Here is a 23,188-nt window from a genome sequence, read left to right as displayed (position 1 = left end):
GTGGGAGGACGATGACGTCCCGCCGTCCTCGAACGTCGAGCGCCAGCACAGGAGCATTCACCGTGTCGTTGCCACCTCTGGTCGAGCCCGCCCCGGAGCTCACCCGCGACGAGGTCAACCGCTACTCGCGGCACCTGATCATTCCCGATGTGGGCATGGCCGGGCAGAAGCGCCTCAAGAACGCCAAGGTCCTGGTCGTCGGCGCGGGCGGCCTCGGCTCCCCCGCCCTGCTCTACCTGGCCGCCGCCGGCGTGGGCACCCTCGGCGTCATCGACTTCGACGTCGTGGACGAGTCCAACCTGCAGCGGCAGATCATCCACCGGCAGTCCTCGCTCGGCAGGCCGAAGGTCGAGTCCGCCGCCGAGACCGTCCGTGACATCAACCCGCTGATCGACGTGCTGGTGCACGACACCGCGCTCGACCGCGACAACATCATGGACATCTTCTCCGGCTACGACCTGATCGTGGACGGCACCGACAACTTCGCCACCCGCTACATGGTGAACGACGCAGCCGTCCTGCTCGGCAAGCCGTACGTGTGGGGCTCGATCTACCGGTTCGACGGCCAGGCGTCGGTGTTCTGGGCCGAGCACGGCCCCTGCTACCGCTGCCTCTACCCCGAGCCGCCGCCGCCCGGCATGGTGCCGTCCTGCGCCGAGGGCGGGGTGCTCGGCGTGCTGTGCGCGTCCATCGGCTCCATCCAGGTGAACGAGGCCATCAAGCTGCTGACCGGCATCGGCGAGCCGCTCGTCGGCCGGCTGATGGTCTACGACGCCCTGGAGATGTCCTACCGCTCGGTCAAGGTCCGCAAGGACCCCGAGTGCCCGCTGTGCGGCAAGAACCCGACGCAGACCGAGCTGCTGGAGGACTACGAGGCGTTCTGCGGCGCGGTCTCCGACGAGGCCGCCGAGGCCGTCCGGGACTCCACGATCTCCGTGCACGACCTGAAGGCCATGCAGGACCGGGACGACGACATCTTCCTCGTGGACGTCCGCGAGCCCAACGAGTACGAGATCGTCGCGATCCCGGGCGCCACGCTCATCCCCAAGGGCGAGTTCCTGAACGGCTCCGCCCTGGAGCGCCTGCCGCAGGACAAGAAGATCGTCCTGCACTGCAAGTCGGGCGTCCGCTCCGCCGAGGCCCTCGCCGTCGTGAAGAACGCCGGCTTCGGCGACGCCGTCCACGTCGGCGGCGGCGTCCTGGCCTGGGTCAACCAGATCGACCCCAGCCTCCCGTCCTACTGAGGCCCGCCGGAAGGCCCCCGGACCCGCCAAGGGTCCGGGGGCCTTCCGCTGTCGGGGCCCTGCCCGCGCCCTGTCCGGGGCCCACCGCGCCGTGCACGCCCTTCCCGCGGAAACCTCCCGATCCAGATCTTGACCGGGTGGCCGCCGGTATTTAGTTTGGATCACGATCAAAACCCGGCGAAGGGATGCGACCGTGGGACGACGGCGCAGGGCGCAACGGAGATGGCGGGCCGCGTTGGCCGGGGCGGTGGGCGCGTTGCTCATCCTCGGCGCGCCGCCGGGAGGCGTCGCGTCGGCGGAGGCGGCGTCCCCCGGCCGTCCGGCCTTCGACGTCCGGCCGGCCCACGAAGCGATCAGGCGGCTGGTCGGGCCGCGGTACGCGGGCCAGCTGAGCCTGGAGACCATGCCCGGCTCCGAGGGCAGGGACACCTTCCGGGTCTCCGTCCGCCACCGGCGGCCGGTCATCGCGGGCAGCAGCACGCCGGCGCTGCTGATGGGCTTCAACTGGTACCTCAAGCACGTGGCCAAGGCCGACATCTCGTGGACCGGCGACCAGCTCGGCCTTCCGCCTCGGCTCCCCCTGCCGGCGCAGCCGATCGAGAGGTCGTCCGTCGTCAGGCACCGGTTCGCCGGGAACGACACCGAGGACGGGTACTCCGGGCCGCACCGGACGTTCGAGGACTGGGAACGGCTCATCGACGTCTACGCCCTCCACGGCGTGAACGAGATGTTCATGCCGGTCGGCACCGAGGCCGTGTACTACGAGACGCTGAAGTCGTTCGGCTACTCGGCGGACGAGCTGCGCTCCTGGATCCCGGGCGCGGGCTACCAGCCGTGGTGGCTGCTGCAGAACATGTCCAACTTCACCTCACCGATCAGCGAGGCCCAGATCCGCGCCCGCGCGGATCTGGGCCGCCGGATCGCCGACCGGATGCGGCGGCTGGGCATCACGCCGGTGCTCCCGGGCTACTTCGGCACCGTCCCGACGGGTTTCGGGGCCCGCAACCCCGGTGCGGTCACCGTGCCGCAGGGCACCTGGGAGGGGATCGCCCGGCCCGACTGGCTGGCGCCGACGAACCCGGTGTTCACCCAGGTCGCCCAGCGGTTCTACGAGGTCCAGGACCGGCTGCTCGGCTCGTCGACGATGTACAAGATGGACCTGCTCCACGAGGGCGGGAAGGCCGGCGCCATCCCGGTGGGGCAGGCTTCCGCGGCCGTCCAGGACGCCCTGGAGAGGGCGCACCCGGGGGCCACCTGGGTGATCCTCGGCTGGCAGAGCAACCCGCGCCCCGAGACCGTGGCCGCCGTCGACCGGAGCAGGATGCTCGTGGTGGACGGCCTGTCCGACCGGGCGCTCAAGGTCGACCGCGACACCGACTGGAAGGGCGCCCCGTACGCCTTCGGGTCGATCTGGAACTTCGGCGGCAACTCCACCGTCGGCGCACCGATCAAGGCCTGGAACGAGCGGTTCTGGGACTGGCGGGCACGGCGGGCGAGCGCCCTCGACGGCATCGCGATCATGCCGGAGGCGAGCTACAACAACCCCGTCGCCGTCGAGTTCCTCGCCGAGCTGCCCTGGCACGACGGCCCTGTCGACCTCCACCGGTGGTTCGACGAGTACGCGGACGCCCGCTACGGGGGCGTCGACCCGCAGGCCCGCGCCGCCTGGCGGGTGCTGGCCGACACCGCGTACGCGATCCCTCCGACCGGGGGCCGGTCGTCCGGCCACGGCGGGCTCTTCGCCGCGGAACCGAACCTGGCGACGACCAGGCCGCACCGGTGGGCGCAGGCCGCGTTCGCCTACGACCCCGCCGCGTTCGCCCGTGCCCTGCCCGCGCTCCTGGCGGTCCGCGGGTCCCTGCGCCGCAGCGACGCCTACCGCTACGACCTGCTCGAAGTGGCCCGCGCGGCGGCCGACGACCGGTCCCGGACCCTGCTGCCGCAGATCAACGCGGCGTACCAGGCCCGGGACCTCGCCGCGTTCTCCCGGCTGACCGACGCCTGGATCGGCTACATCAGGGCACTCGACGACCTGGCCGGCACCGACCGGCACCACAGCGTCGGGCCGTGGCTCCAGCGGGCGCGGCAGGCGGCCGCGACCCCCGGGGAGGCCCCGCGGCTGGAGTACGAGGCGCGCAAGCTGATCACGTCCTGGGGCGACCGCGACACCGACCTGCACGACTACGCCTACCGCGAGTGGTCCGGGGTGCTGCGCGACTACTACGCGCCACGATGGGAGCGGCTGTTCGACGGGCTGAAGACCGAGCTGCGGACGGGCGGCGCCGCCCCGGCCGTCGACTGGTACGCCATGGCCGAGGCGTGGGCGAAGGGCACCGGCGGGTACCGGACGAGGCCGGTCGGCGACACCTACACCGAGGCGTCCCGGATGCTGCGGCGGCTGACCGGCGACGGCTACGACCTGCCGCTGTCGCTGCGTCCGCAGGGATCGCTCTCCGCCTCCGCCGGGGTGGCCGCCTCCGTGACCAACGCCAACTACTTCGCGCCGATGAGCGGCGTCACCTTCGGCGTCTCCGCACCCGCGGGGGTGGAGGCCCGTCCCACCGGTCCGGAGCAGGGGGAGATCGACCCCGGCGCCACGCTGGAGCGGTCGTGGACGCTGCACCGGACCGGCGACCTCCCGGACGGGACGACGCAGGTCACGGTGCAGGTCACGGTCGGGTTCGACCAGGCCGGCCGGCACGTGGTCCGCAAGGCGACCGCCGTGCTGCCGGTGGCCGCGGACGGCCGCGTCCAGCTCAGCGACCTGCCGTTCTCCTACTCGCGCAACCATGACGGCATCTACCCCGTCGCCCGCGACACCGTGACGCCCGCCACCCCCGTGGGCAACGGCAAGCCCATCCGCCTGGACGGGACCGCCTACAGCAAGGGGCTCGGGACCAACGCGAACGCCGACGTGCGCGTCGAACTGGACCGCGGCTGCCAGAGGTTCACGACGGTCGCCGGGATCGACGACGCGATGAACCACTCGGCCGACGGCGACGTGGTCGTCCGGGTCTTCGGCGACGGTCGGCTGCTGCACGAGTCCGGCGTGCTGCGCAGCGGGCTCGCGACCGCCGGAGCGGAGGCGGTCCGGCTCGACGTCGACGTGACGGGCGTCCAGCAGCTGCGCATCCAGGTCGACCAGTACGACGCGAACCGCTGGTTCGACGCCGTCTCGTTCGGCGTGCCGACGCTCGCCTGCACCTCGCCGCCACCGGCCCGGTGAGCCGTCCCCCGGGCCCGCGACCGCGAGCGGGCGAGCGGGCCCGGGACAGGACCGATCCCTATACGCTCCCCTTGCAGGAGGTGGCGGCACGGCGCGGCGGACCGGCGCGGCGGCACGGCGCGCGGGGGAAGGCGAGGATGACCAGGTCCGTCCGGATCACCGAGAAGGCGACTCCCGCCGTCCTGCGCGAGCGCAACACCGAGCTCGTCCTGCAGAGCGTGCTGGCGGGCGGCGGCACCGTGTCCCGCGCCGACATCGCGCGGTCGACCGGACTGGCCCGCGCCGTCGTGTCGCAGATCATGGAGGGCCTGGTGTCGCGGCGGCTGGTGGTCGAGGAGGCCGGCCGGCCGAGCGGGCGCGGCAAGCCGGCCACGCTGCTCCGGATCGACACCGAACGGCACTGCCTGCTCATGGCCGACGTCCGCCCGGCCGAGGTGCTGGGCGGCGTCGTCGGGCTGGACGGGGCGATCGGCGCGACGGCGCGCACGGCGCTGCCCGCCCGGCCGCGCGGCGCGGACGTGGTGGCCGCCCTCGTCCCGATGCTCACGGCCCTCGCCGGCGACGACCGGCGCGCGGTGCTGTCCGCCGGAGTCGCCGTCCCCGGCATCGTCTCCCCCGAGCAGCGCGTCATCGAGGCGCTGCAGCTGCGCTGGAGGGACGTCGACCTGGCAGGGCCGCTGGCGGCCGCGCTCGGGCACGAGGTCGTGCTGGTCAACGACGCGACCGCCGTGGGGATGTCGGAGCTGTCGGTGCAGAGCCGGGCCGGTGACAGCGTCATCGTGCTGCACATCGCCGGCGGCATCGGCTCGGCCATCCTGCTCGACGGCCGCGTGCACCTGGGAGAACGGCAGCGCGCCGGCGAGGTCGGCCACATCGACGTCGGCGTCAGCGACCGCCGGTGCGAATGCGGGCGGCGAGGGTGCCTGGAGACGGTGGCGAGCCTGCCGGCCGTCCTCGCCGGGGCCCCCGTCGAACTGCTGGACGCCGTGTCCTCGCCCGGTGGCGCGCTCGCGACACCGGAGCTCGAGGCGCTCGCGGCGCGGGTCGACCACGCGGGCAGGAGCCTCGCCGCCCTGCTCTGCGTGCAGGCCGCGATCCTCGACATCGGGGACGTCGTGATCGACGGTCCGATCCGCCGGGCCGGTGAGCGCCTGCTCGACGCCATCGAACGGGAACTGGCCGTGCGGCTGCCGCCGAGCGACGTCCGGCGTCCGCGCTTCTCCACGATGGCGGAGAACAGCATCATGCACGGCGCCGCCGCGACCGCGATGCACCACCGGCTCGGCGTCATCTGGCACGTCGCCTGAACGGGCCGGCCGCCCGCGGCGCTCGCGACCCCGTGGGCCCGCCGCACCGCACCGCCGGTGAGGCTCAGGCCCGTCCCTTCGGGGGCGCGTAGGTCAGGCCGAGCTCGACGGTCACCTCGCGGAGCATCAGCTCGAACATGGGGGCGGCGTCGCTCAGGGCGAACTCCAGGTGGCCGAAGACCTCCAGGCTGACGCCGCCCTGGAGCCTGATCCAGCACTTGAGGAACTGCTGGATCACGCCGAGCGGGAGAGAGATGCCGAGCACCTCGTCGCGGTAGCGGCGCAGTTCCTCGCGCAGGCCGGGGTCGATCTCCTCCTCGGCCATCACCGGGAACGGCTGCTTCCTCCACAGCTCCAGGAACAGGGACATGAACGTCCAGCCGAACTGGCGGGCGCACTCCTCGGCGAAGTCGACCTCCTCCTTGTGCGCGGCTCCGCGCACGGGGGTGCCGAAGAGCAGCGAGTACTCGCGGGGATGCGCCAGCGCCCAAAGGCGGAACTGGCGGGCCACCGTCATGAACTTGCCGCTCATGCCGCTCGTCGGCACCTCGTCCATGGCGGCGTGCAGGTCACGGGTCAGCTCGGTGAACAGGTCGCCGACCAGATGCCGCAGCAGCTCGCCGTGGCTGCCGAAGTAGCGGTAGAGCGCGGGGGCGGTCATGCCCATCTCGCGGGCGATGGCGCGCAGCGTCACCGCGTCGGGGCCCTCCTCCACGAGGATCCGCCGGGCGGTGTCGGTGATCTCCCTGACCGTCGCCGCCCGCAGACGATCACGACGCGATGCCACCTCGCCCCCTCTCTGCCGGGCCCGGCCGCCGCTCCGGCCGCCCTCGCATGATTCCTCAAAAACACCCTTGACGACAGCTAACGCTGTATGCGAAGTTAACGCTGTTCTCAGTTTACGCTGTTCACTAAAATTACTCAAGGTAACGAAGCTGAGGGAGAAGCGTCATGTTCGATCGATGGGGCAGGTGGGTCCACCGGCGCAGGCGGTGGGTCCTCGCCGCCGCCGGGGCGGCGCTGGTGTTCGCCGCGGTGTGGGGCACGGGCGTCTTCGGCGCGCTGACCTCCTCCGGCGGCTTCGACACGCCGGGCAGCCAGAGCGCGACGGCGGAGCGGATCGCCGAGCGCGACCTCGGCCGGGGCGCGGCCGACGTCGTGGTCCTCTACCAGGGCGGGACGACCGTCGACGACCCGGCCTTCCGGGCTTCGGTGGAGCGCGCGCTGGCCGCGCTGCCGCCGGGCAAGGTCGCCAAGGCCGTCACCTACTGGACGACCGGCGCGCCGCAGTTCGTCAGCGACGACCGCAAGGCGACCTACGCCGTCCTGCAGCTCGCCGGCTCCGACGAGGCAGCCAGGGAGGACGCCTACACGGCGATCCAGGACGACCTCACCGAGGTCGGCGGCGGTCTCACCGCGAAGGTCGGTGGGGCGGTCGGCACCGAGGTCGCGATCAACGAGCGCGTCTCGTCCGACATCGGCCGGGCCGAGGGCATGGCCATGCCGGTGCTCCTGGTGCTGCTGGTCCTGATCTTCGGCGGGCTGGTCGCGGCGAGCCTGCCGCTGCTGGTCGGCGGCCTGGCCGTCCTCGGCTCGTTCACCGCGCTGCACGCGCTGTCCTACGTCACCGACGTGTCGATCTTCGCGGTCAACATCACCACGTTCCTCGGGCTCGGCCTCGCGATCGACTACGGGCTGTTCATGGTCAGCCGGTTCCGCGAGGAGATCGGCCGGGACGGCGCCTCCGCCGAGGACGCGCTGGCCGCCACGATGGCCACGGCCGGGCGCACCGTCGCGGTCTCCGGCGTCACGGTCGCGGTGTCGCTGTCCGGGCTGCTGCTGTTCGACCAGAACTTCCTGGTCTCCATGGGGTACGGCGGCATCGCCACCGTGCTGGTGTGCATGGCCGGGGCGCTGACCGTGCTGCCCGCGCTGATGGCCGTCCTCGGCCCGAAGGTGAACGCGTTGCCGATCCGGCGGCGCAGGGCGGCGTCCGGCGGCCGGTTCGACGGCTGGTGGGGACGGGTCGCGCGCAGCGTGATGCGCCGCCCGGTCGTCTACATGGTCGCGACCGTGGCGCTGCTCCTCGCGCTCGGCGCGCCGCTGCTGCACATCAACTGGGGCGGCGTGGACGCCAGGGCGCTGCCGGACGGCGCGGACGCACGGGTGGTGTCGGAGACGCTGGAGACCCGCTTCCCCCGCAACGCCACCAGCCCGATCGAGGCCGTCGTGACCGGGACGTCCGACCGGGCCGCCGTCCAGGCCTACGGGGCCCGCCTGGACGCGCTGCCCGGCGTCACGGACGCGACGGTGACCGGCGCCGGCGGGACGACGACCCGGATCGCGCTGCGCTACGACGCCGACCCGAACTCCGGCGCCGCACGCGACCTCGTCCAGCACGTCCGGGACGTCCCGCCGCCGCCCGGCGCGCGCGCCTACGTCGGCGGCGAGACGGCCGACGTGGTCGACCAGCTCGCCAGCATCGGCGCGACCCTGCCCTGGCTGGCCCTGCTCGTCGGCGGCGCCACGTTCGTCCTGCTGTTCCTGGCGTTCGGGTCGGTGCTGCTGCCGCTGAAGGCGATCGTCATGAACATGCTGTCGCTGTCGGCCACCTTCGGCGCGGTCGTGCTGGTCTTCCAGGACGGCCACCTGTCCGGCCCGCTCGGCTTCACCGCGACCGGCGCGATCTCCCCCGCGATGCCGATCCTCATGCTGGCGATGCTGTTCGGGATCTCGATGGACTACGAGGTGTTCCTGCTGTCGCGGGTGCGCGAGCAGTACGACCTGACCGGCTCCAACACCGCGGCAGTCGCCTCCGGCGTGCAGCGCACCGGCGCCATCATCACCAGCGCGGCGCTGCTGTTCATCGTCGTGATCGGCGCGTTCGCGACGTCCGGCATCACGTTCATCAAGATGACCGGCGTCGGGATGGCCGTGGCGATCCTGCTGGACGCGACGGTCGTGCGGGCGCTGCTCGTGCCCGCCACGATGCGGCTGCTCGGCCGCGCGAACTGGTGGGCGCCCGGCCCGCTGGCCCGGCTCTACGGCCGGTACGGGATCCGGGAGGGCGACGCTCCGGCGGCTCCCCCCGCGCGGCTGGAGCCCGTGGGCTGAGCCCCGCCCCGGTGGCCGGCACATCGAAGTGCCGGCCACCAATCCCCCCGAACCGCTTGTGGTCTCCTCCACCCGGCGCAAGACTGAACGTCATTCCACCGGCTGCGCCCTCGCGTGACGCATTCCGCGACGGTCCCTGCCCGGCGGATCCCCGAACCCTTCCCGTGCCGGGATGTTCCTTTGGAGGCACCGTGTCCGTGCTGATGATCACCGAGGCCGAGACCGCGCTCGCGCACCTGGAGCGGCTCACCGACGTCCTGCGCTCCGCCGGCTGGGCGGTCGAGGTCGCCGCGCCCGCCGACCGCCGCCCGACCGCGCACATCGCCGACCCGCGCCTGCCGCGGGTCGGCGAGAGCGTCATCGCGGTGCGGGAACGTTCCGGCGACGGCTGGTCCTACTGCTACGGCTGGGGCGAGCGGATCGCGCCGTGCGCCGACCCGTCCGCCGCTGCCGCCGCCGTCGGGCGGGTGCTCGCCGCCCGCCGCGACAACTGAGGCCCCGGCCCGGCCGCGGGGTCACGCCGACTTGCGGCCGCGGCTCTTGGCCGGCTCCTTCTTCTCGCCGGACTTGGACGACGCCGTCTTGCGCGCGGCGGGCTTCTTCGCCGGCGTCCCCTTGCCGGACGCCGCCTTCCCCGACTTCTCGCCGCGGCTCTTCTTCGCCGCCTCGACGCTGGCGCGCAGCGCGCTGAGCAGGTCCGCGGCGGGCTCCTCCTCGCCCTCCTCGGCGGGCCGCGCCACCTCGCGCCCCTCGACCTTGGCGTCGATCACCGCCTGGAGCGCCTCCCGGTAGGCGTCCTTGTACTCGCCCGGGTCGAAGTCCCCCTCCATCGACTCGATCAGCGACGTCGCCATCGACAGCTCCTGCTTGCGGACCTCGATGTCCTCCTCCAGGAAGGGGAAGTCGGGCGTGCGGACCTCGTCCGGCCACAGCATGGTCTCCAGGACGAACACGCCCTCGCTGACACGCAGCGTCGCGAGCGACTCGCGCTGGCGCAGCGCCACCTTGACGATCGCGACCTGGCCGGAGCTCTCCAGCGCGTCCCGCAGCAGCACGTACGGCTTGGCGCCCTGCGCGTCGGGCTCCAGGTAGTAGGACTTCGCGAAGTAGATCGGGTCGACCTCCTCGCGCTCCACGAACTGCAGGACGTCGATCCGGCGGCTGGACGACAGCGGCAGGTCGGCGAAGTCCTCGTCGGTGAGGATGACCATCTCGCCGCTCGGCAGCTCGTAGCCCTTGGCGATGTCGGAGTAGGGCACCTCCTCGCCGTCGATCGTGCACACCCGCTTGTACTTGATGCGCCCGCCGTCCTCCCGGTGCACCTGGTGGAAGGCGACGTCCCGCTGCTCGGTCGCCGAGTAGAGCTTCACCGGTATGGTCACCAGACCGAAGGAGATCGCGCCCTTCCAGATACTGCGCATGATCCGTCCTTACCCAGCACGTTCCTGCCCCTAGCGTCGCAACGTCCTTCGATTTGCGCCAGAACGGCGTCGTGATCCTTTCCCCGTGCGGCGGGACGGGGTAAGACGGCGGTATGACCATGCCGTGGCCCGTCGAGCCGATGATGGCCTCCACCGGAGACCTCCCCTCCGACGGCGGGAAGTGGGGCCTGGAGCTGAAATGGGACGGCGTGCGCGTCCTGTCGCACGTCTCCGCCGACGGCGCCCGCGCCGTCGGCCGGCGTGGCGGCGAGGTGACGAGCCGCTACCCCGAGCTGTCCGCCCTCGCCGACCTGCTGCCCGACCACGACGTCGTGCTGGACGGCGAGGTCGTCGCCTTCCAGGAGGGACGCCCCAGCTTCGAACGCCTCCAGCGCCGGATGCACGTCCAGCGCCCCGACCCCCGACTGATCCGCGAGGTGCCCGTCCGCTACGTGGTCTTCGACGTCCTCTTCCTGGACGGGCACGTCCTGTACGACGTCCCCTACGCCGACCGCCGCTCGGTGCTGGCGGAGCTGGACCTCGCCGGCACCGGCCCCGTGGAGGTGCCCCCGTACCTGCACGGCGGCGACCGGCTCCAGGTGGAGGAGCTGCTCGCCTTCACCCGCGAGCAGCAGATGGAGGGCCTGCTCGCCAAACGCCTCGACTCCCCGTACCGCCCGGGGCGCCGCGTCGACTTCTGGCGCAAGGTGAAGAACTTCATGACGCGCGAGATCGTCATCTGCGGCTGGAAGCCTGGAAAGGGCCGGCGCGAAGGCGGCGTGGGCTCGCTGCTGCTGGGCGAGTACGACATGAAGGGCAGGCTGGGTTTCGTCGGCCACGTCGGCACGGGCTTCAGCGACCGTGTCCTGGACGAGCTGTACGAGACGCTGTGGCCGCTGCGCCGTCCGACGAGCCCCTACGACGAGCCCGTTCCGCGCGAGTTCGCCCGCGACGCCCAATGGGTTGAGCCCCGGCTCGTCGGGGAGGTCGCCTACAGCGCCCGGACCAGGGACGGCCGCCTCCGCTTCCCGTCCTGGCGGGGCCTGCGCGACGACAAGGACCCCCTGGAGGTCACGAGTGAGCAGTAAGAGGACCGCCGTCGAGGTGGACGGCCGTCAGCTCTCCCTCTCCAATCTCGACAAGGGCATGTACCCGGAGTTCACCAAGGGCGAGGTCATCGACTACTACGCCCGCATCGCCCCGGTCATGCTCCCCCACCTGCACGACCGCGCCGCGACCCGCATCCGCTGGCCGGACGGCGTCGACGGCGGCAAGTTCTTCGAGAAGAACGCCCCCTCCCACACCCCGGACTGGGTCCGGACGGCGACGATCCCCACCCCCGGCAGCTCCAAGGGCCGCGACACCCTCGACTTCGTCGTCGTCGACGACCTGCCCACGCTCGTGTGGTGCGCGAACCTCGCCGCGCTGGAACTGCACATCCCGCAGTGGAAGGTGGGGCCGCGCGGCAAGGTGCACAATCCCGACCTGGTCGTCTTCGACCTGGACCCGGGCCCGCCCGCCACGATCGTGGAGGCGTGCGAGGTCGCCGCCCTGCTGCGCGACGTGCTCGCCGAGGACGGCCTGGAGTCCTACCCGAAGACGAGCGGCAAGAAGGGCCTGCACCTCTACGTCCCGATCGAGGAGCCGAAGGAGGCCGAGCGGACGTCCGAGTACGCCAAGGCCGCCGCGCAGCGCCTGGCCGACGAGAACCCGAAGCTGGTCGTCGCGAAGATGGAGCGGCGGCTGCGCAAGGACAAGGTGTTCGTCGACTGGAGCCAGAACAACCCGGCCAAGACGACCGTCGCGCCCTACTCGCTGCGCGCCGCGAGCCGCCCGTCGGTGTCGACGCCGATCACCTGGGACGAGCTGGAGGCGTGCGGGGACCCCGCCGATCTCGTCTTCGGCCCCGAGGACGTCCTCGCCCGGGTGGACGAGCACGGTGACCTCCTGGAACCGCTTCTGAAGGACCACCGGCCGCTGCCCTGAGCGACTTCGGCGATCCCGGGTGCCCTATGTGTTCGAATCGGCACTCTCCGGGACCGCGTTCCGTCACCATGGTGCGTGGGGACACCACGGGTGGAAGGAAGAACCGTTGTCGCACAACCATCACTACGACGCCGTGGTGCTGGGCGGGGGGACCGCGGGGGAGCTGGTCGCGACCGGCCTCGCCCGCGCGGGACGGGACGTCGCGCTCGTCGAGAACCGTCTCGTCGGCGGGGAGTCGCCCTACTTCGCGTGCGTCCCGTCCAAGTCGCTGCTGATGTCGGCGCGCCGCGGCGAGACCTGGGAGATGGCCCTCGCCCGCCGCGACGGGCTGGCCGGGAACCGGGGCGACGACCCCGCCGTCGCACGGATGGCCGAGGACGGCGTGACCGTCCTGCGGGGCCGGGGGCAGATCCTCGACCACGGCCGGATCGAGGTGGACGGCGCCGTGCACGGCTTCGGCGACCTCGTCGTCTGCACCGGCAGCGAGCCGGTCATCCCGCCCGTCGAGGGGCTGGCCGACGTGCCGCTGTGGACGAGCGCCGAGGCCCTGTCGGTCCCCGACCTGCCGCGCCGGCTGGTGATCCTCGGCGGCGGCCCGGTCGGCTGCGAGCTGGCGCAGGTGTACGCGGCGTTCGGCTCGCAGGTCGCGGTCGTCGAGGCGTCCGGGCGGCTGCTGGACGCGGAGGCCCCGTTCGCCGGGGAGGTGCTCGCCGACGCCCTGCGCCGGATGGGCGTCGACCTGCGGCTCGGCGCCGCCGTCGCCGACGCCGAGCGCAAGGACGTCGGCCTGCGGCTGTGGCTGACCGACGGCGGGACCCTCGACGCCGACCGCGTCCTCGTCGCCGCCGGGCGCCGCCCGCGCGTGGAGGGCCTCGGGCTGGAGCACCTCGGCATCGACGTCGTCCCCGGCCAGGGAATCCCCGTGGACGAGACGTGCCGGGTGCCGGGCGCCGCGGGCGGCGTGTGGGCGGCCGGCGACGTCACCGGCGTCGCCCGCACCGCGCACGCCGCCCGCTACCAGGCGCAGGTCGCGCTGTCGAACCTGCTCGGGCACCGGCGCGAGGCCGACTACCGCGCCATCCCGCGCGTCGTCTACACGACGCCCACCGTCTACTCGGTGGGCATCTCCCCCAGGCAGGCGGAGGAACTCGGCATAGACCTCCTCACCGCCGGGTACGACCTCGCCGCGACGGCCCGGGCGGCGGTCGAGGCCGACGAGCGGGGCCGGGTGGAGCTGTACGCCGACCCCACCCGCGGGCTGCTGGTCGGCGCCGCCGCCGCCGGACTCCACGCCGACGAGTGGATGAGCGAGATCGCGCTGGCCATCCGCGCGGAGACGCCGTTGAGCCTGCTCGCCGACGTCGTCCACGCGTTCCCGACCCACGGCGAGTCCGTCGAGGCGCCGCTGCGGGAGCTGGCCGGACGGCTGTGAACCTGGAGGAGGATCCCTGATGAGCGAGACCGACGACCTGGAACAGCCCGCGCCCGACGACGCCAACGAGGCCGACGCGGCGGAGCAGCGTGCCGCCCTCGACGAGGAGGAGGAGCGCGTCGAGCGCGGCCCCATTCCGGAGGACGCGAACGAGGCCGACGCGGCCGAGCAGCGGCGGGAGGTCCGGCTGGACGAGGACGACTACCGGTGACCCGCGTCCACCGGTGACCAGGATGTTGGCGCCCGGCACAGGAAGGAAGGCTGACAGAAAGATCGGGGCGGACCGCTCCCGGTTCCGGCGGGAATACACTGACCTGCGCGAAGGAACGACGGCGGGCGGTGCCCGTGACCAACGGAGTTACTCGCGCGTAGGATGATGAGATTGTTTCCCGGTGACGGACGACCCCCATCCGTCCCCACGATTCGGTGATCGGAGAGTGTGGTGACCGCGACCCCGGACGCCCGCCCCCGTGGCACGAGACTGCCGCGACTGGCGCGCCGCAAGCAGTTGCTCGGCGCGGCCCAGGAGGTGTTCGTCGCGCAGGGGTACCACGCCGCGGCGATGGACGAGATCGCCGAGCGCGCGGGCGTCAGCAAGCCCGTGCTCTACCAGCACTTCCCGGGCAAGCTGGAGCTGTACCTGGCGCTGCTGGACGAGCACGCCGAGGCCCTGGTGAAGATCGTCCGCGAGGCGCTGGAGTCCACCACGGACAACAAGCTGCGCGTGCAGGCGAGCATGCAGGCCTTCTACGACTTCGTGGCGGGCGACGGCGAGGCCTACCGCCTGGTCTTCGAGTCCGACCTGCGCAACGTCGCGCCCGTCCGGGCCCGCGTCGACCGCGCCAACCAGCAGTGCGCCGAGATGATCGCGCAGGTGATCGCCGAGGACACCAACGCCCCCGCCGAGGAGGCGCACCTGCTCGGCATGGGCCTGGTCGGCATGGCCGAGGTCAGCGCCCGCTTCTGGCTCTCCCAGCACCGGGCGATCCCCAAGGACACCGCCGAGAAGATCATCGCCCGGCTGGCCTGGCGCGGCATCTCCGGCTTCCCCCGCACCAACGACCAGGGCTGACGCCGCGAGTGATCCCGGCCGACGCCCCGGCGGCCGGTGACGGGGCCTGTGCCCGTCCGTCCCGCGGCCGGGGGACGTTCACCCTGGGCACAACCGGATGGCGGCGCGTCCCGGCGATCTCCATGCGACCATCGGAGCCGGGCCCGCCGGCGGTCGGCGGGACGCACCCGACGACGGGAGGCATCGCGTGCAGGTTCGCATCGGGGTCCAGAACGTGGCCAAGGAGCTGGTGGTCGACACCGACCAGACGGCCGACGACGTCCAGGACGCGCTCGGGGCGGCGCTCGCCGACCCGCAGGGCGTGCTGGTGCTGAAGGACCGCCGCGCCGGCCGGGTCGTCATCCCCGCGGCCCGCGTCGGCTACCTGGAGATCGCCGAGGACGAGCAGCGCAGCGTGGGCTTCGGCACGCAGTACACCTGAGCCGCGCGCCTGCGCAGGCGCGATCCACCTGCATCATGCCGCGTACCTGCGGCTTTACCCTCTCCCCACGCGCCTTGACCTGGATTTTGTTTCAACCCGGCAGGCGGGGCATATCGATGACCGACCTCGGGCGACCGGCCCACGAAAGGAATGGTTGATCGACATGCTCACCACGATCCTTTGGTTCATCGTCGTCGGTGCCGTCATCGGTGCACTCGCGCGGCTGGTCGTGCCGGGCCGCAACCCGATCGGCATCCTGCTCACGGTCCTCGTCGGAATCGCCGGCGCGATCCTCGGCGGTGTCGTCGCTGACGCCCTCGGGGCGGGGATGCTCGTCGCCTTCGTCTTCGCGGTGGTGATCGCCGCGCTGGGCGTGGCCGCGCTCACCACGATGAACACGCGCGGTCGCGGCCGCGGCCACGGCTCGCGGACCCGCCGCCGGAGCTACTGACCCCCGGCACCACCCCGGAGCAGGCCCCCGCCTTCCACGGCGGGGGCCTGCGCCGTCGCGAAGTGTCCGGATGTGGCCGTCCCGCCCCGCTACAGACCGGGTCAGGAGGCCTCGCCGCGCCGGGCGCGTAACGCCTGGCGGGCCGGGGACGGAATAGATGAAACCATGGAAACGTTGGGCCGAGTGACCGGCTATTGGTGTAGGCAATCAACGGTCGGTACACTGCGTCGCGGAGTGTGACCGCACGCAGCCACAGTGAGTGACTGCTCTCAACCCCTGACTGCGGTCGCCGACAGATTTGTGCAACGGCTGGTCCCTCCCGCGCGAGCGCGCGGCCACAGGAACGGCGGACACGCCGGTTCGGCGGTGTCCCGCCGGCGAGCCGCGCCGCACCCGGGAGCGGAGACCCCGCATATTGGAGGCTGAAAGCCCTGACTACCTTTCGTGAACTCGGGGTCGTACCCGAGATAGCAGACGCCCTCGAAGCCGAAGGCATCGTGGACGCGTTCCCCATCCAAGAGCTCGCCCTGCCGATCGCGCTGGGCGGCCACGACATCATCGGCCAGGCCCGCACGGGCACCGGCAAGACCCTCGCGTTCGGCGCCGCGCTGCTGCAGCGCATCGAGCACGGCGGCCGCGAGCCGCGCGCGCTCGTCGTCGCGCCGACCCGCGAACTGGCCCTCCAGGTCACCGACGACCTTCTCGTCGCCGGCGGCAAGCTCGGCAGCCGCGTCCTGTCGGTGTACGGCGGTCGCGCCTACGAACCGCAGATCGAGGCGCTGCGCGAGGGCGTCGACGTCGTCGTCGGCACCCCGGGCAGGCTCCTCGACCTCATCAAGCAGAAGTACCTCGACCTGTCCAAGGTCGAGGTGCTGGTGCTGGACGAGGCGGACCGCATGCTCGACCTCGGCTTCCTGCCGGACATCGAGCGGATCATCGACCGGATCCCGGCGCGGCGGCAGACCATGCTGTTCTCGGCGACGATGCCGGGCGAGATCGCCGCGCTGTCGCGCCGGTACCTGACCCGCCCGACCAACGTCCGGGCCGAGTCGCACACCGAGTCGGACGCGACGCCGCAGGTCGTCCAGCACGTCTTCCAGGCCCACCAGATGGACAAGCCGGAGATGCTGGCCCGCCTGCTGCAGGCCGAGGGCCGTGGTCTGACCATGGTCTTCTGCCAGACGAAGCGGGCGTGCGACCGCGTGGCCGCCGACCTCGCACAGCGCGGCTTCGACGCCGCCGCCGTGCACGGCGACCTCGGGCAGAGCCAGCGCGAGCGGGCGCTGCGCGCGTTCCGCAACGGCAAGATCGGCGTGCTGGTGGCCACCGACGTGGCGGCCCGCGGCCTCGACGTCGACGACGTCACCCACGTCGTGAACTACGAGTGCCCCGACAGCGCCGACACCTACGTGCACCGCATCGGCCGGACCGGCCGCGCGGGCAAGGAGGGCGTCGCCGTCACGCTCGTCGACTGGTCCGACCTCAGCCGGTGGAAGCTGATCAACGGCACGCTCGATCTGCCGTTCGCCGCCCCGGAGGAGACCTACTCCACGTCCCCGCACTTCTTCGAGACGCTCGGCATCCCCGCGGGCACGAAGGGGACGCTGCCCACCGACATGCGCAACGGCCGCGCCGGGCTGGACGCCGAGGAACTGGAGGACATCGGCGAGACGGGCAAGGTCCGCAGCCACGACCGCGGCCGCGACCAGAACCGCGACCGGGAGCAGGAGCGCGAGCGTCCCCGGCCGCGCCGCCGCAAGCGCGACCGGACGCGCACGCGGGCGGGCCAGCCGGTCGAGGCCGCCGCGGCGGAGGCCGAGACGGCCGCGGACGACAACGTCGTCGACGCGGTCGCCACCGAGCGCAAGCGCAGCAGGCCCCGCCGCCGCACCCGCGCCGGCAAGCCGGCCGCGACCGCGGGCGGCACCGCGGAGGCGTCGCAGACCGCCTGATCGGCGGCGGAACACCCGACCGCGAGACTCGTGTCAGTCCCGCGGTCGCGTTCCGTCCGGGCCTCCACCCTCGCGCAACCTGAGGGCGAGGCCCGGATGGTCGGTCACGAGGACGGCGACGCGCGGGTCGCGCAGGAAGCGGTGCATGACGGGCTCGGCGTTGACCGTCCAGATCATGGCGGGGATCCCGGCGCGCCCGCACTGGCGCAGCACGCCGACGCGGGCGAGCCGGTGGTTGAGGGCGACCATGTCGGCGCCCGCCCGCCGGATCAGCCGCAGCGGCGCGAAGTCGTGCGCGGCGCCCCGCTCCCACAGGTTGCGGCCGACCGACAGGGCCGTCCGCACCCCCGGGAAGCTCTTCTTGATCTCCACGAGGGACGTGATCTCGCTGGTCGTCACCACGAAGTTCCCGGTGCCGAACGCCTCGACCGCCAGCGCCACGGTCTCGTGCTCGCAGCCGCGCTCCTTGAGGTCCAGATGCCCCTGTGCCCGGCCCGCGATCACCTTCATGGCGTCGCCGGCCAGCGGGACGGGCCGTACCGCGAGCTCCTGGATCCGCTCGTAGGGGAGCCGGTTCAGCCGGAGCCCGGCGATCTCGGGATCGTGGTGGACGACGAGCCGGCCGTCCCCGGTCCGCCGGATGTCGATCTCCACGTACTCGGCGCCGGACGCGACGGCGTCGCCGAGGCCCGTGAGGCCCGCTTCGTCGCGACGGTGGGCGGAGATGGCAGGCATGGCGACCACGCTGGCGACGCTACCACCGAAGATTTCTTACCGAAGCCCGCAGGCTCCCATTGACTAAGGTTTCCACCGTGAGTACGCCCCGGTTCGTGAGTCTGCCCCCCGGTGTTCGCCGGACGACCGTCGAGACCTCCCGCGGCCCGTTCGCCGCGCTGGAGGCCCTTCCGGGATCGGGCGTGCCCGACCGCTGTCCCGCCCTCCTCGTCCCCGGTCTCACCGGCAGCAAGGAGGACTTCCTCGCCGTCCTGGAGACCCTGGCCGCGTCCGGGCGCCGCGTCGTCGCGATCGACATGCGGGGCCAGTACGAGTCCATCGGCCCGGACGACGAGAGCGCCTACACCCGCGCGGCCCTCGGCGCCGACGTCGCCGCCCTCCTGCCGGCGCTGGGCCCCGGCCCCGTCCACCTGGTCGGCCACTCGTTCGGCGGCCTGGTGTGCCGCGAGGCCGTCCTCGCCGGGGCCCGTCCCGCGTCCTTCACGTTGATGAGCTCGGGCCCGGCCGCCGTCTCCGGTCCGGCAGCCGCCAAGGCCCGCGCCCTGCGCGACGCCATCCCCGAACTCGGCATGGCGCAGATCTGGGAGCTCAGCCTCGAACCCGACTACCTGGGACGGGGCGTCCAGCGCGAGATCGTCGCCTTCCTCAAGGCACGCACGCTCGGCAACTCCGAGAAGGGGCTGGCCTTCATGGCCAACGAGATCCTCACCGCCCCCGACCGCGTCGACGAGCTGGCCAAGCACTGCGCCGACACCGCCCTGCGCGTCCTGGTCCTCTACGGCGAGGACGACGACGCCTGGGACCCCCGCGCCCAGGCCGCCATGGCCGAACGCCTCAACGCACCCAAGGTCGTCATCCCCGGCGCCGCCCACTCCCCCGCCTGGGACGCCCCCGAGACCACCGCCGCCGCCCTCCTCGCCCTCTGGGCCGACACCGAGCGCACCCTCAAATAGCGCCGGGCGGTCGGCGCCCGGTCAGGCGGCCTTGAAGTAGTGGCCCTCCTCCAGGTCGTCGATGAGCCCGGGTCGGGTCGGCCGCCAGCCCAGCAGTTCCCTGGTCAGCGCGCTCGACGCCGGGGCGTCGGTGCCGGCGGGCCCGGCCAGCCAGCCGAAGTGCCCGGCGGCGTCCCCCGGATCGACCGAGGCCGTCGCCACGCCGAGACGGCGGCCGATCACCTCGGCCACGGCGCGGAGCGGTACCCCTTCCTCGGCGTTCGCGTGCAGCACCGTGCCCGCCGGCGCCTGCTCCAGCGCGAGCCGGAACAGGCGCGCGGCGTCGAGCACGTGCCCGGCGGGCCAGCGCTGGGACCCGTCCCCGACATAGCCGGAGACGCCCTGGTCACGGGCGACGCCGACCAGGGTCGCGATGAAGCCCTTGTCTCCTTCTCCGTGCACGGTCGGGGGCAGCCGGACGACGGACGACCGCACCCCGCGCGAGGCGAGCGAGAGCGCCAGCCGGGCGGTGCCCTGCCGCGTCCCAAACCCGGCCTCCAGGGACGGGTCCGCCCCGTCCCGTTCGGTCGCCACCCGTCCCGGCGCGAGGCCGAGCAGGCCGGAGGCGAGGACGAACGGCCGGTCGGAGCCCGCGAGCGCGTCACCGAACGCCTCGACGGCGCGCCGGTCCGCGTCGGCGGCGTCCTGGAATCCGCCCGAGAACGCGATGTCGTGCTTGAACGCCAGGTGGACGACGCCGTCCGAGGCCGCGGCGGCGTCGCCGAGGACGCCGAGGTCGTCCAGGGTGCCGCGGCGCACCCCGGCGCCGGCCGCGGTGAGGGCGGCGGCCGAGGCGTCCGAGCGGGCGAGCCCGGTGACGCGGTGCCCCGCCGCGACGAGTTCGGGAACGAGCGCCGAGCCGATCCAGCCGGACGCCCCGGTGACGAAGACGTGCATGGAAACCTCCGATGATCCGCCGGCCACGGTCATGCCGGGCGGGCGCGAGCGATGTCAGTCACTGTCGTCAGCATACACACGCCATGTCAGTGACTGTCATCGACTAGGATTCCGGGCATGGGGCGATGGGAGCCGAACGCACGCGGCCGGCTCGAAGAGGCGGCACTCGCCCTCTACGGCGAGCACGGTTACGACAGGACCACGGTCGCGGAGATCGCCCGCCGGGCGGGCCTCACCGAGCGCACGTTCTTCCGCCACTTCGCCGACAAGCGCGAGGTCCTGTTCGGAGGCTCCGCGCTGCTCCAGGACCTGCTCACGAGCGCCGTCGCCGACGCCCCGGCGACCGCGGTGCCGCTCGACGCGACGGCCAGGGCCCTGGAGGCCGTCGGCGCCGTCTTCGAGGGACGCCACGCCCACGCCCGCCGCCGCCAGGCCGTCATCGACGCGAACGCGGAACTGCGCGAACGCGAGCTGATCAAACTCGCCACCCTGGCCACGACGCTCGCCGAGGCCCTGCGACGCCGCGGCGTCCCCGACCCGGCCGCCGCCCTCAGCGCCGAGGCGGGGATCGCCGTCTTCAAGGTCGCCTTCGAACGCTGGCTCCGCGACGGCCTCCAAGGCCTCCCCCACCACATCCGAGAATCCCTGGACGAACTCAAGGCCGTCACCGCGGGCAGGTGACCGGCGCTCCCCCAGCCGTCAGATGAGGTCCGGGCCGCCGTCGACGGAGAGAAGCCGGTGAGCCGGGTGACGACCCCGCCGGGCAACCCTCGTTCGCGGCCGGAAGCACGTCGTCCGAGGTCAGTCGAGGCAGAACTCGTTGCCTTCGGGGTCGGCCATCACGATGTGGCCGGCGCCGAGCGGGGGCTCCGGCTCGTGGCGCTGGAGACGGGTGGCGCCGCGGGAGACGAGGCGCTCGGCCTCGGCCTCCAGGGCCGCCATCCGCTCGTCGCCGTCGAGACCGGGGGCGGCCCGCACGTCGAGGTGGACGCGGTTCTTGGCCTGCTTGCCCTCCGGGACGCGCTGGAAGAACAGCCGGGGGCCTGATCCGCCGGGGTCGACCACCGCCGAGGCGTCGTTCCGGTTCTCCGGCGGGACGCCCATCGCCTCCAGGGCCTCGTCCCACGACGCGAAGCCGCCGGGCGGGTCCTGCAGCCGGTAGCCGAGGGCCTCACCCCAGAAGGCCGCGAGCGCGGCCGGGTCGGCGCAGTCGAAGGTGATCTGAACGTCGCGGGCCATGTCAGCTCGCCTCCCGATGAGTGTGCAGGTAGAGGTCGCGGAGCAGGCACACCTCGGACAGGTGGTGGATCAGCTCCCGGTTGATGTGCAGGACCAACGCTGCCAGAGGACGCTCGCCGTACGGTCCCTCGGCCTCCCCGCAGGGGCGGGCGAGGCCGGACTCGCCGAGGGAATCGACCCCGGCCAGCCAGGTCGCGTACTCGGCGTCGAGCTGCGCCAGCGCCTCGTCCGCGGTCGCGGCGTACTCGAACGCCCGGTAGTCGGTGGGCGGGCGCCCGAAGTGCGCGGCGCTGCGCACCGCGAGCACGCCGACGATCACGTGCGCCAGCCGCCAGGCGATCGTGGTGAACGGGGCCGGGTCGGGCTGCGGCATTGCGAAGTCGATGGTCATCGCGCCGGAGCCGGCGCGCACGGGCGCTGGGCCGGCGCCGGGGCCTCGCGGGCGAACGCTCCAGCAGCCGGGCACCGGCTCCCAGAAGTACTCGTCGTCGGCGAGCCCGCTGATGCGGGGCCGAAGCTGGTTGTCCCAATGCCAGGCGATCTGGTCCCTGAGCAGTGGGTTCCACGTCTGGGTCATGGGGCCAGTGTCACCGGAATACCGGACAGGTACGTTCCGCGTTTCGTGGGACGATGGACGCGTGAGCGTCGAGGCGACGACCGAGCGGGTGCTGCGGTTGCTGGGACTGCTGCAGCGGCGGCCGTCCTGGACCGCCGCCGACCTCGCCGCCGAACTGGGCGTCACCGACCGCTCGGTGCGGCGCGACGTGGAGCGGCTGCGCGCGCTCGGGTACCCGGTGCACGCGACGGCGGGCGTGGGCGGCGGCTACCGGCTGGGCGCGGGGACCCGGCTCCCGCCGCTGCTCCTGGACGACGAGGAGGCGATCGCGACGGCGGTGTCCCTGCGGATGGCCTCCGGCGGGACGGTCGCCGGGGCGGGCGATGCGGCCCTGCGGGCGCTGGCGAAGCTCGACCAGGTGATGCCGCCCCGGCTGCGCGCCGAGGTGCGGGCGGTGCACGGCGCCACCGACACCCTCGTCGGCCCGGGGGTCCAGATCGACGCGGAGCTGCTGGTGACGCTCGCGCGGGCCTGCCGCGACGCGGTGCGGGTGCGGTTCCGCTACCCGGGGCGGGACGGCGGGGACCGCGAGCGCACGGTCGAGCCGGTGCGGATGGTCGCCACGGGACGCCGCTGGTACCTGATGGCGTGGGACGCCGACCGCGACGGCTGGCGCACCTTCCGCCTGGACCGGATGCGCGAGGCGGTGGCGACGACCTGGCGGTTCCGCCCGCGGGAGCATCCGGACCCGGTCGCCTACGTGCAGCGGGCCGTGACCGAGGCGCCGTACCGGCATCTCGCGCGGATACGCGTCCACGCCGGGCCCGACGAGGTGCGCGCACTGGTCCCGCCCCAGGTGGGACGGGTCGAGGACGATCACGACGGCTGGTGCGTGCTCGTCGTCGGCGGCGCGGACCTGGACGCGCTCGCCGTGCACGTGGCCCGGCTGGGCTTCGAGATGGAGGTGCTGGAGCCCGCCGCGCTGCGGGAGGCCGCCGCCCGCCTCGCCCGCCGCCTGGCCGCGCTGGCCGGCTAGGCTGTGTTTCAAAGTCCCGGCCCACTTCGCTCGCCTGGCGGCTCGCTACGTGACCGGACCTGGGCGAACGCGGCATCGCTTCGCGATCTGCCCGGCTCCGCTCGCCT

Annotated in this window: 22 protein-coding genes; 16 read left to right on the top strand and 6 right to left on the bottom strand. The window is 73.0% G+C overall.

Going from position 1 to position 23,188, the window contains the following annotated elements; genetic code table 11:
* Window positions 1–62 precede the first annotated feature (62 nt).
* The 3 genes from moeZ to AB0H37_RS41060 all read left to right on the top strand — a co-directional run bounded on the left by moeZ (window position 63) and on the right by AB0H37_RS41060 (window position 5,777).
* A complete protein-coding gene (moeZ, locus tag AB0H37_RS41070) occupies window positions 63–1,244 on the top strand; it encodes an adenylyltransferase/sulfurtransferase MoeZ (protein WP_189269946.1) in 1,182 nt (393 codons plus the stop codon).
* 235 nt (window positions 1,245–1,479) lie between these two features.
* On the top strand, window positions 1,480–4,470 hold the full coding sequence (locus tag AB0H37_RS41065) for an alpha-N-acetylglucosaminidase TIM-barrel domain-containing protein (protein WP_360618055.1): 2,991 nt from the start codon (window positions 1,480–1,482) through the stop codon (window positions 4,468–4,470).
* A gap of 137 nt (window positions 4,471–4,607) precedes the next feature.
* Window positions 4,608–5,777 carry an ROK family protein gene (locus tag AB0H37_RS41060; protein ID WP_360618054.1) on the top strand — a complete coding sequence of 390 codons (1,170 nt, stop codon included), beginning with the start codon at window positions 4,608–4,610 and terminating at the stop codon, window positions 5,775–5,777.
* A 64-nt stretch (window positions 5,778–5,841) separates the two neighbouring features.
* Here the strand turns inward: AB0H37_RS41060 and AB0H37_RS41055 are convergent, their stop codons facing one another.
* Entirely contained in the window at window positions 5,842–6,564 is a 723-nt protein-coding gene (locus AB0H37_RS41055) for a TetR/AcrR family transcriptional regulator (RefSeq protein ID WP_360618052.1), read from the bottom strand.
* Window positions 6,565–6,728: 164 nt separating this feature from the next.
* Here AB0H37_RS41055 and AB0H37_RS41050 point away from each other — a divergent pair, with 164 nt between their 5' ends.
* Entirely contained in the window at window positions 6,729–8,891 is a 2,163-nt protein-coding gene (locus tag AB0H37_RS41050; RefSeq protein ID WP_179833001.1) for an MMPL family transporter, read from the top strand.
* 191 nt (window positions 8,892–9,082) lie between these two features.
* Complete coding sequence (locus AB0H37_RS41045; protein WP_179833000.1) at window positions 9,083–9,385, top strand: hypothetical protein; 303 nt, start codon at window positions 9,083–9,085, stop codon at window positions 9,383–9,385.
* A 21-nt stretch (window positions 9,386–9,406) separates the two neighbouring features.
* On the opposite strand, the gene AB0H37_RS41040 is transcribed toward AB0H37_RS41045, so the two are convergent.
* Window positions 9,407–10,312 (bottom strand): Ku protein, encoded by a 906-nt coding sequence (locus AB0H37_RS41040; RefSeq protein WP_329094487.1) that lies wholly within the window; start codon window positions 10,310–10,312, stop codon window positions 9,407–9,409.
* Window positions 10,313–10,425: 113 nt separating this feature from the next.
* Here AB0H37_RS41040 and ligD (AB0H37_RS41035) point away from each other — a divergent pair, with 113 nt between their 5' ends.
* The 8 genes from ligD (AB0H37_RS41035) (at window position 10,426) to AB0H37_RS41000 (ending at window position 17,626) form a co-directional block, all read left to right on the top strand.
* Entirely contained in the window at window positions 10,426–11,400 is a 975-nt protein-coding gene (ligD, locus tag AB0H37_RS41035) for a non-homologous end-joining DNA ligase (RefSeq protein WP_329094488.1), read from the top strand.
* The gene (gene ligD, locus AB0H37_RS41030) at window positions 11,390–12,298 is read left to right on the top strand and encodes a non-homologous end-joining DNA ligase (RefSeq protein ID WP_360618050.1); all 909 of its coding nucleotides are present in this window, start codon (window positions 11,390–11,392) and stop codon (window positions 12,296–12,298) included. Before ligD (AB0H37_RS41035) ends, ligD (AB0H37_RS41030) begins: the two co-directional genes overlap by 11 nt.
* Before the next feature lie 106 nt (window positions 12,299–12,404).
* Complete coding sequence (locus tag AB0H37_RS41025; RefSeq protein ID WP_360618049.1) at window positions 12,405–13,730, top strand: NAD(P)/FAD-dependent oxidoreductase; 1,326 nt, start codon at window positions 12,405–12,407, stop codon at window positions 13,728–13,730.
* Window positions 13,731–13,749: 19 nt separating this feature from the next.
* Window positions 13,750–13,941 (top strand): hypothetical protein, encoded by a 192-nt coding sequence (locus AB0H37_RS41020; RefSeq protein ID WP_179832996.1) that lies wholly within the window; start codon window positions 13,750–13,752, stop codon window positions 13,939–13,941.
* 231 nt (window positions 13,942–14,172) lie between these two features.
* Window positions 14,173–14,802, top strand: a complete 630-nt coding sequence (locus AB0H37_RS41015; RefSeq protein WP_179832995.1) for a TetR/AcrR family transcriptional regulator — start codon at window positions 14,173–14,175, stop codon at window positions 14,800–14,802.
* A gap of 187 nt (window positions 14,803–14,989) precedes the next feature.
* The gene (locus AB0H37_RS41010) at window positions 14,990–15,223 is read left to right on the top strand and encodes a DUF3107 domain-containing protein (protein WP_179832994.1); all 234 of its coding nucleotides are present in this window, start codon (window positions 14,990–14,992) and stop codon (window positions 15,221–15,223) included.
* Window positions 15,224–15,386: 163 nt separating this feature from the next.
* On the top strand, window positions 15,387–15,674 hold the full coding sequence (locus tag AB0H37_RS41005) for a GlsB/YeaQ/YmgE family stress response membrane protein (protein ID WP_179832993.1): 288 nt from the start codon (window positions 15,387–15,389) through the stop codon (window positions 15,672–15,674).
* A gap of 497 nt (window positions 15,675–16,171) precedes the next feature.
* Window positions 16,172–17,626, top strand: coding sequence for a DEAD/DEAH box helicase (locus AB0H37_RS41000; protein ID WP_329094491.1), 1,455 nt, complete (start codon window positions 16,172–16,174; stop codon window positions 17,624–17,626).
* A gap of 33 nt (window positions 17,627–17,659) precedes the next feature.
* On the opposite strand, the gene AB0H37_RS40995 is transcribed toward AB0H37_RS41000, so the two are convergent.
* Window positions 17,660–18,361, bottom strand: a complete 702-nt coding sequence (locus tag AB0H37_RS40995; protein ID WP_218935656.1) for a glycerophosphodiester phosphodiesterase family protein — start codon at window positions 18,359–18,361, stop codon at window positions 17,660–17,662.
* A 77-nt stretch (window positions 18,362–18,438) separates the two neighbouring features.
* On the opposite strand from AB0H37_RS40995, the gene AB0H37_RS40990 reads away from it, so the two are divergent.
* Entirely contained in the window at window positions 18,439–19,314 is an 876-nt protein-coding gene (locus AB0H37_RS40990; protein ID WP_329094492.1) for an alpha/beta hydrolase, read from the top strand.
* Window positions 19,315–19,335: 21 nt separating this feature from the next.
* Here the strand turns inward: AB0H37_RS40990 and AB0H37_RS40985 are convergent, their stop codons facing one another.
* Entirely contained in the window at window positions 19,336–20,250 is a 915-nt protein-coding gene (locus AB0H37_RS40985; RefSeq protein WP_360618046.1) for an SDR family oxidoreductase, read from the bottom strand.
* Window positions 20,251–20,367: 117 nt separating this feature from the next.
* Here AB0H37_RS40985 and AB0H37_RS40980 point away from each other — a divergent pair, with 117 nt between their 5' ends.
* A complete protein-coding gene (locus AB0H37_RS40980; protein ID WP_360618045.1) occupies window positions 20,368–20,931 on the top strand; it encodes a helix-turn-helix domain-containing protein in 564 nt (187 codons plus the stop codon).
* A 120-nt stretch (window positions 20,932–21,051) separates the two neighbouring features.
* Here the strand turns inward: AB0H37_RS40980 and AB0H37_RS40975 are convergent, their stop codons facing one another.
* Together AB0H37_RS40975 and AB0H37_RS40970 are read right to left on the bottom strand one after the other, a co-directional pair.
* Complete coding sequence (locus tag AB0H37_RS40975; protein WP_329094494.1) at window positions 21,052–21,489, bottom strand: VOC family protein; 438 nt, start codon at window positions 21,487–21,489, stop codon at window positions 21,052–21,054.
* Between the two features lies 1 nt (window position 21,490).
* Window positions 21,491–22,066, bottom strand: coding sequence for a DinB family protein (locus AB0H37_RS40970; RefSeq protein WP_360618044.1), 576 nt, complete (start codon window positions 22,064–22,066; stop codon window positions 21,491–21,493).
* Window positions 22,067–22,127: 61 nt separating this feature from the next.
* Between AB0H37_RS40970 and AB0H37_RS40965 the strand changes: the two genes are divergently transcribed.
* The gene (locus AB0H37_RS40965; RefSeq protein ID WP_360618043.1) at window positions 22,128–23,081 is read left to right on the top strand and encodes a YafY family protein; all 954 of its coding nucleotides are present in this window, start codon (window positions 22,128–22,130) and stop codon (window positions 23,079–23,081) included.
* The last annotated feature ends 107 nt before the right edge of the window (window positions 23,082–23,188 follow it).

The organism is Actinomadura sp. NPDC023710 (assembly GCF_040639875.1).
Taxonomy (GTDB): domain Bacteria; phylum Actinomycetota; class Actinomycetes; order Streptosporangiales; family Streptosporangiaceae; genus Spirillospora; species Spirillospora citrea.
This window is presented reverse-complemented; position numbering and strand designations above follow the sequence as displayed.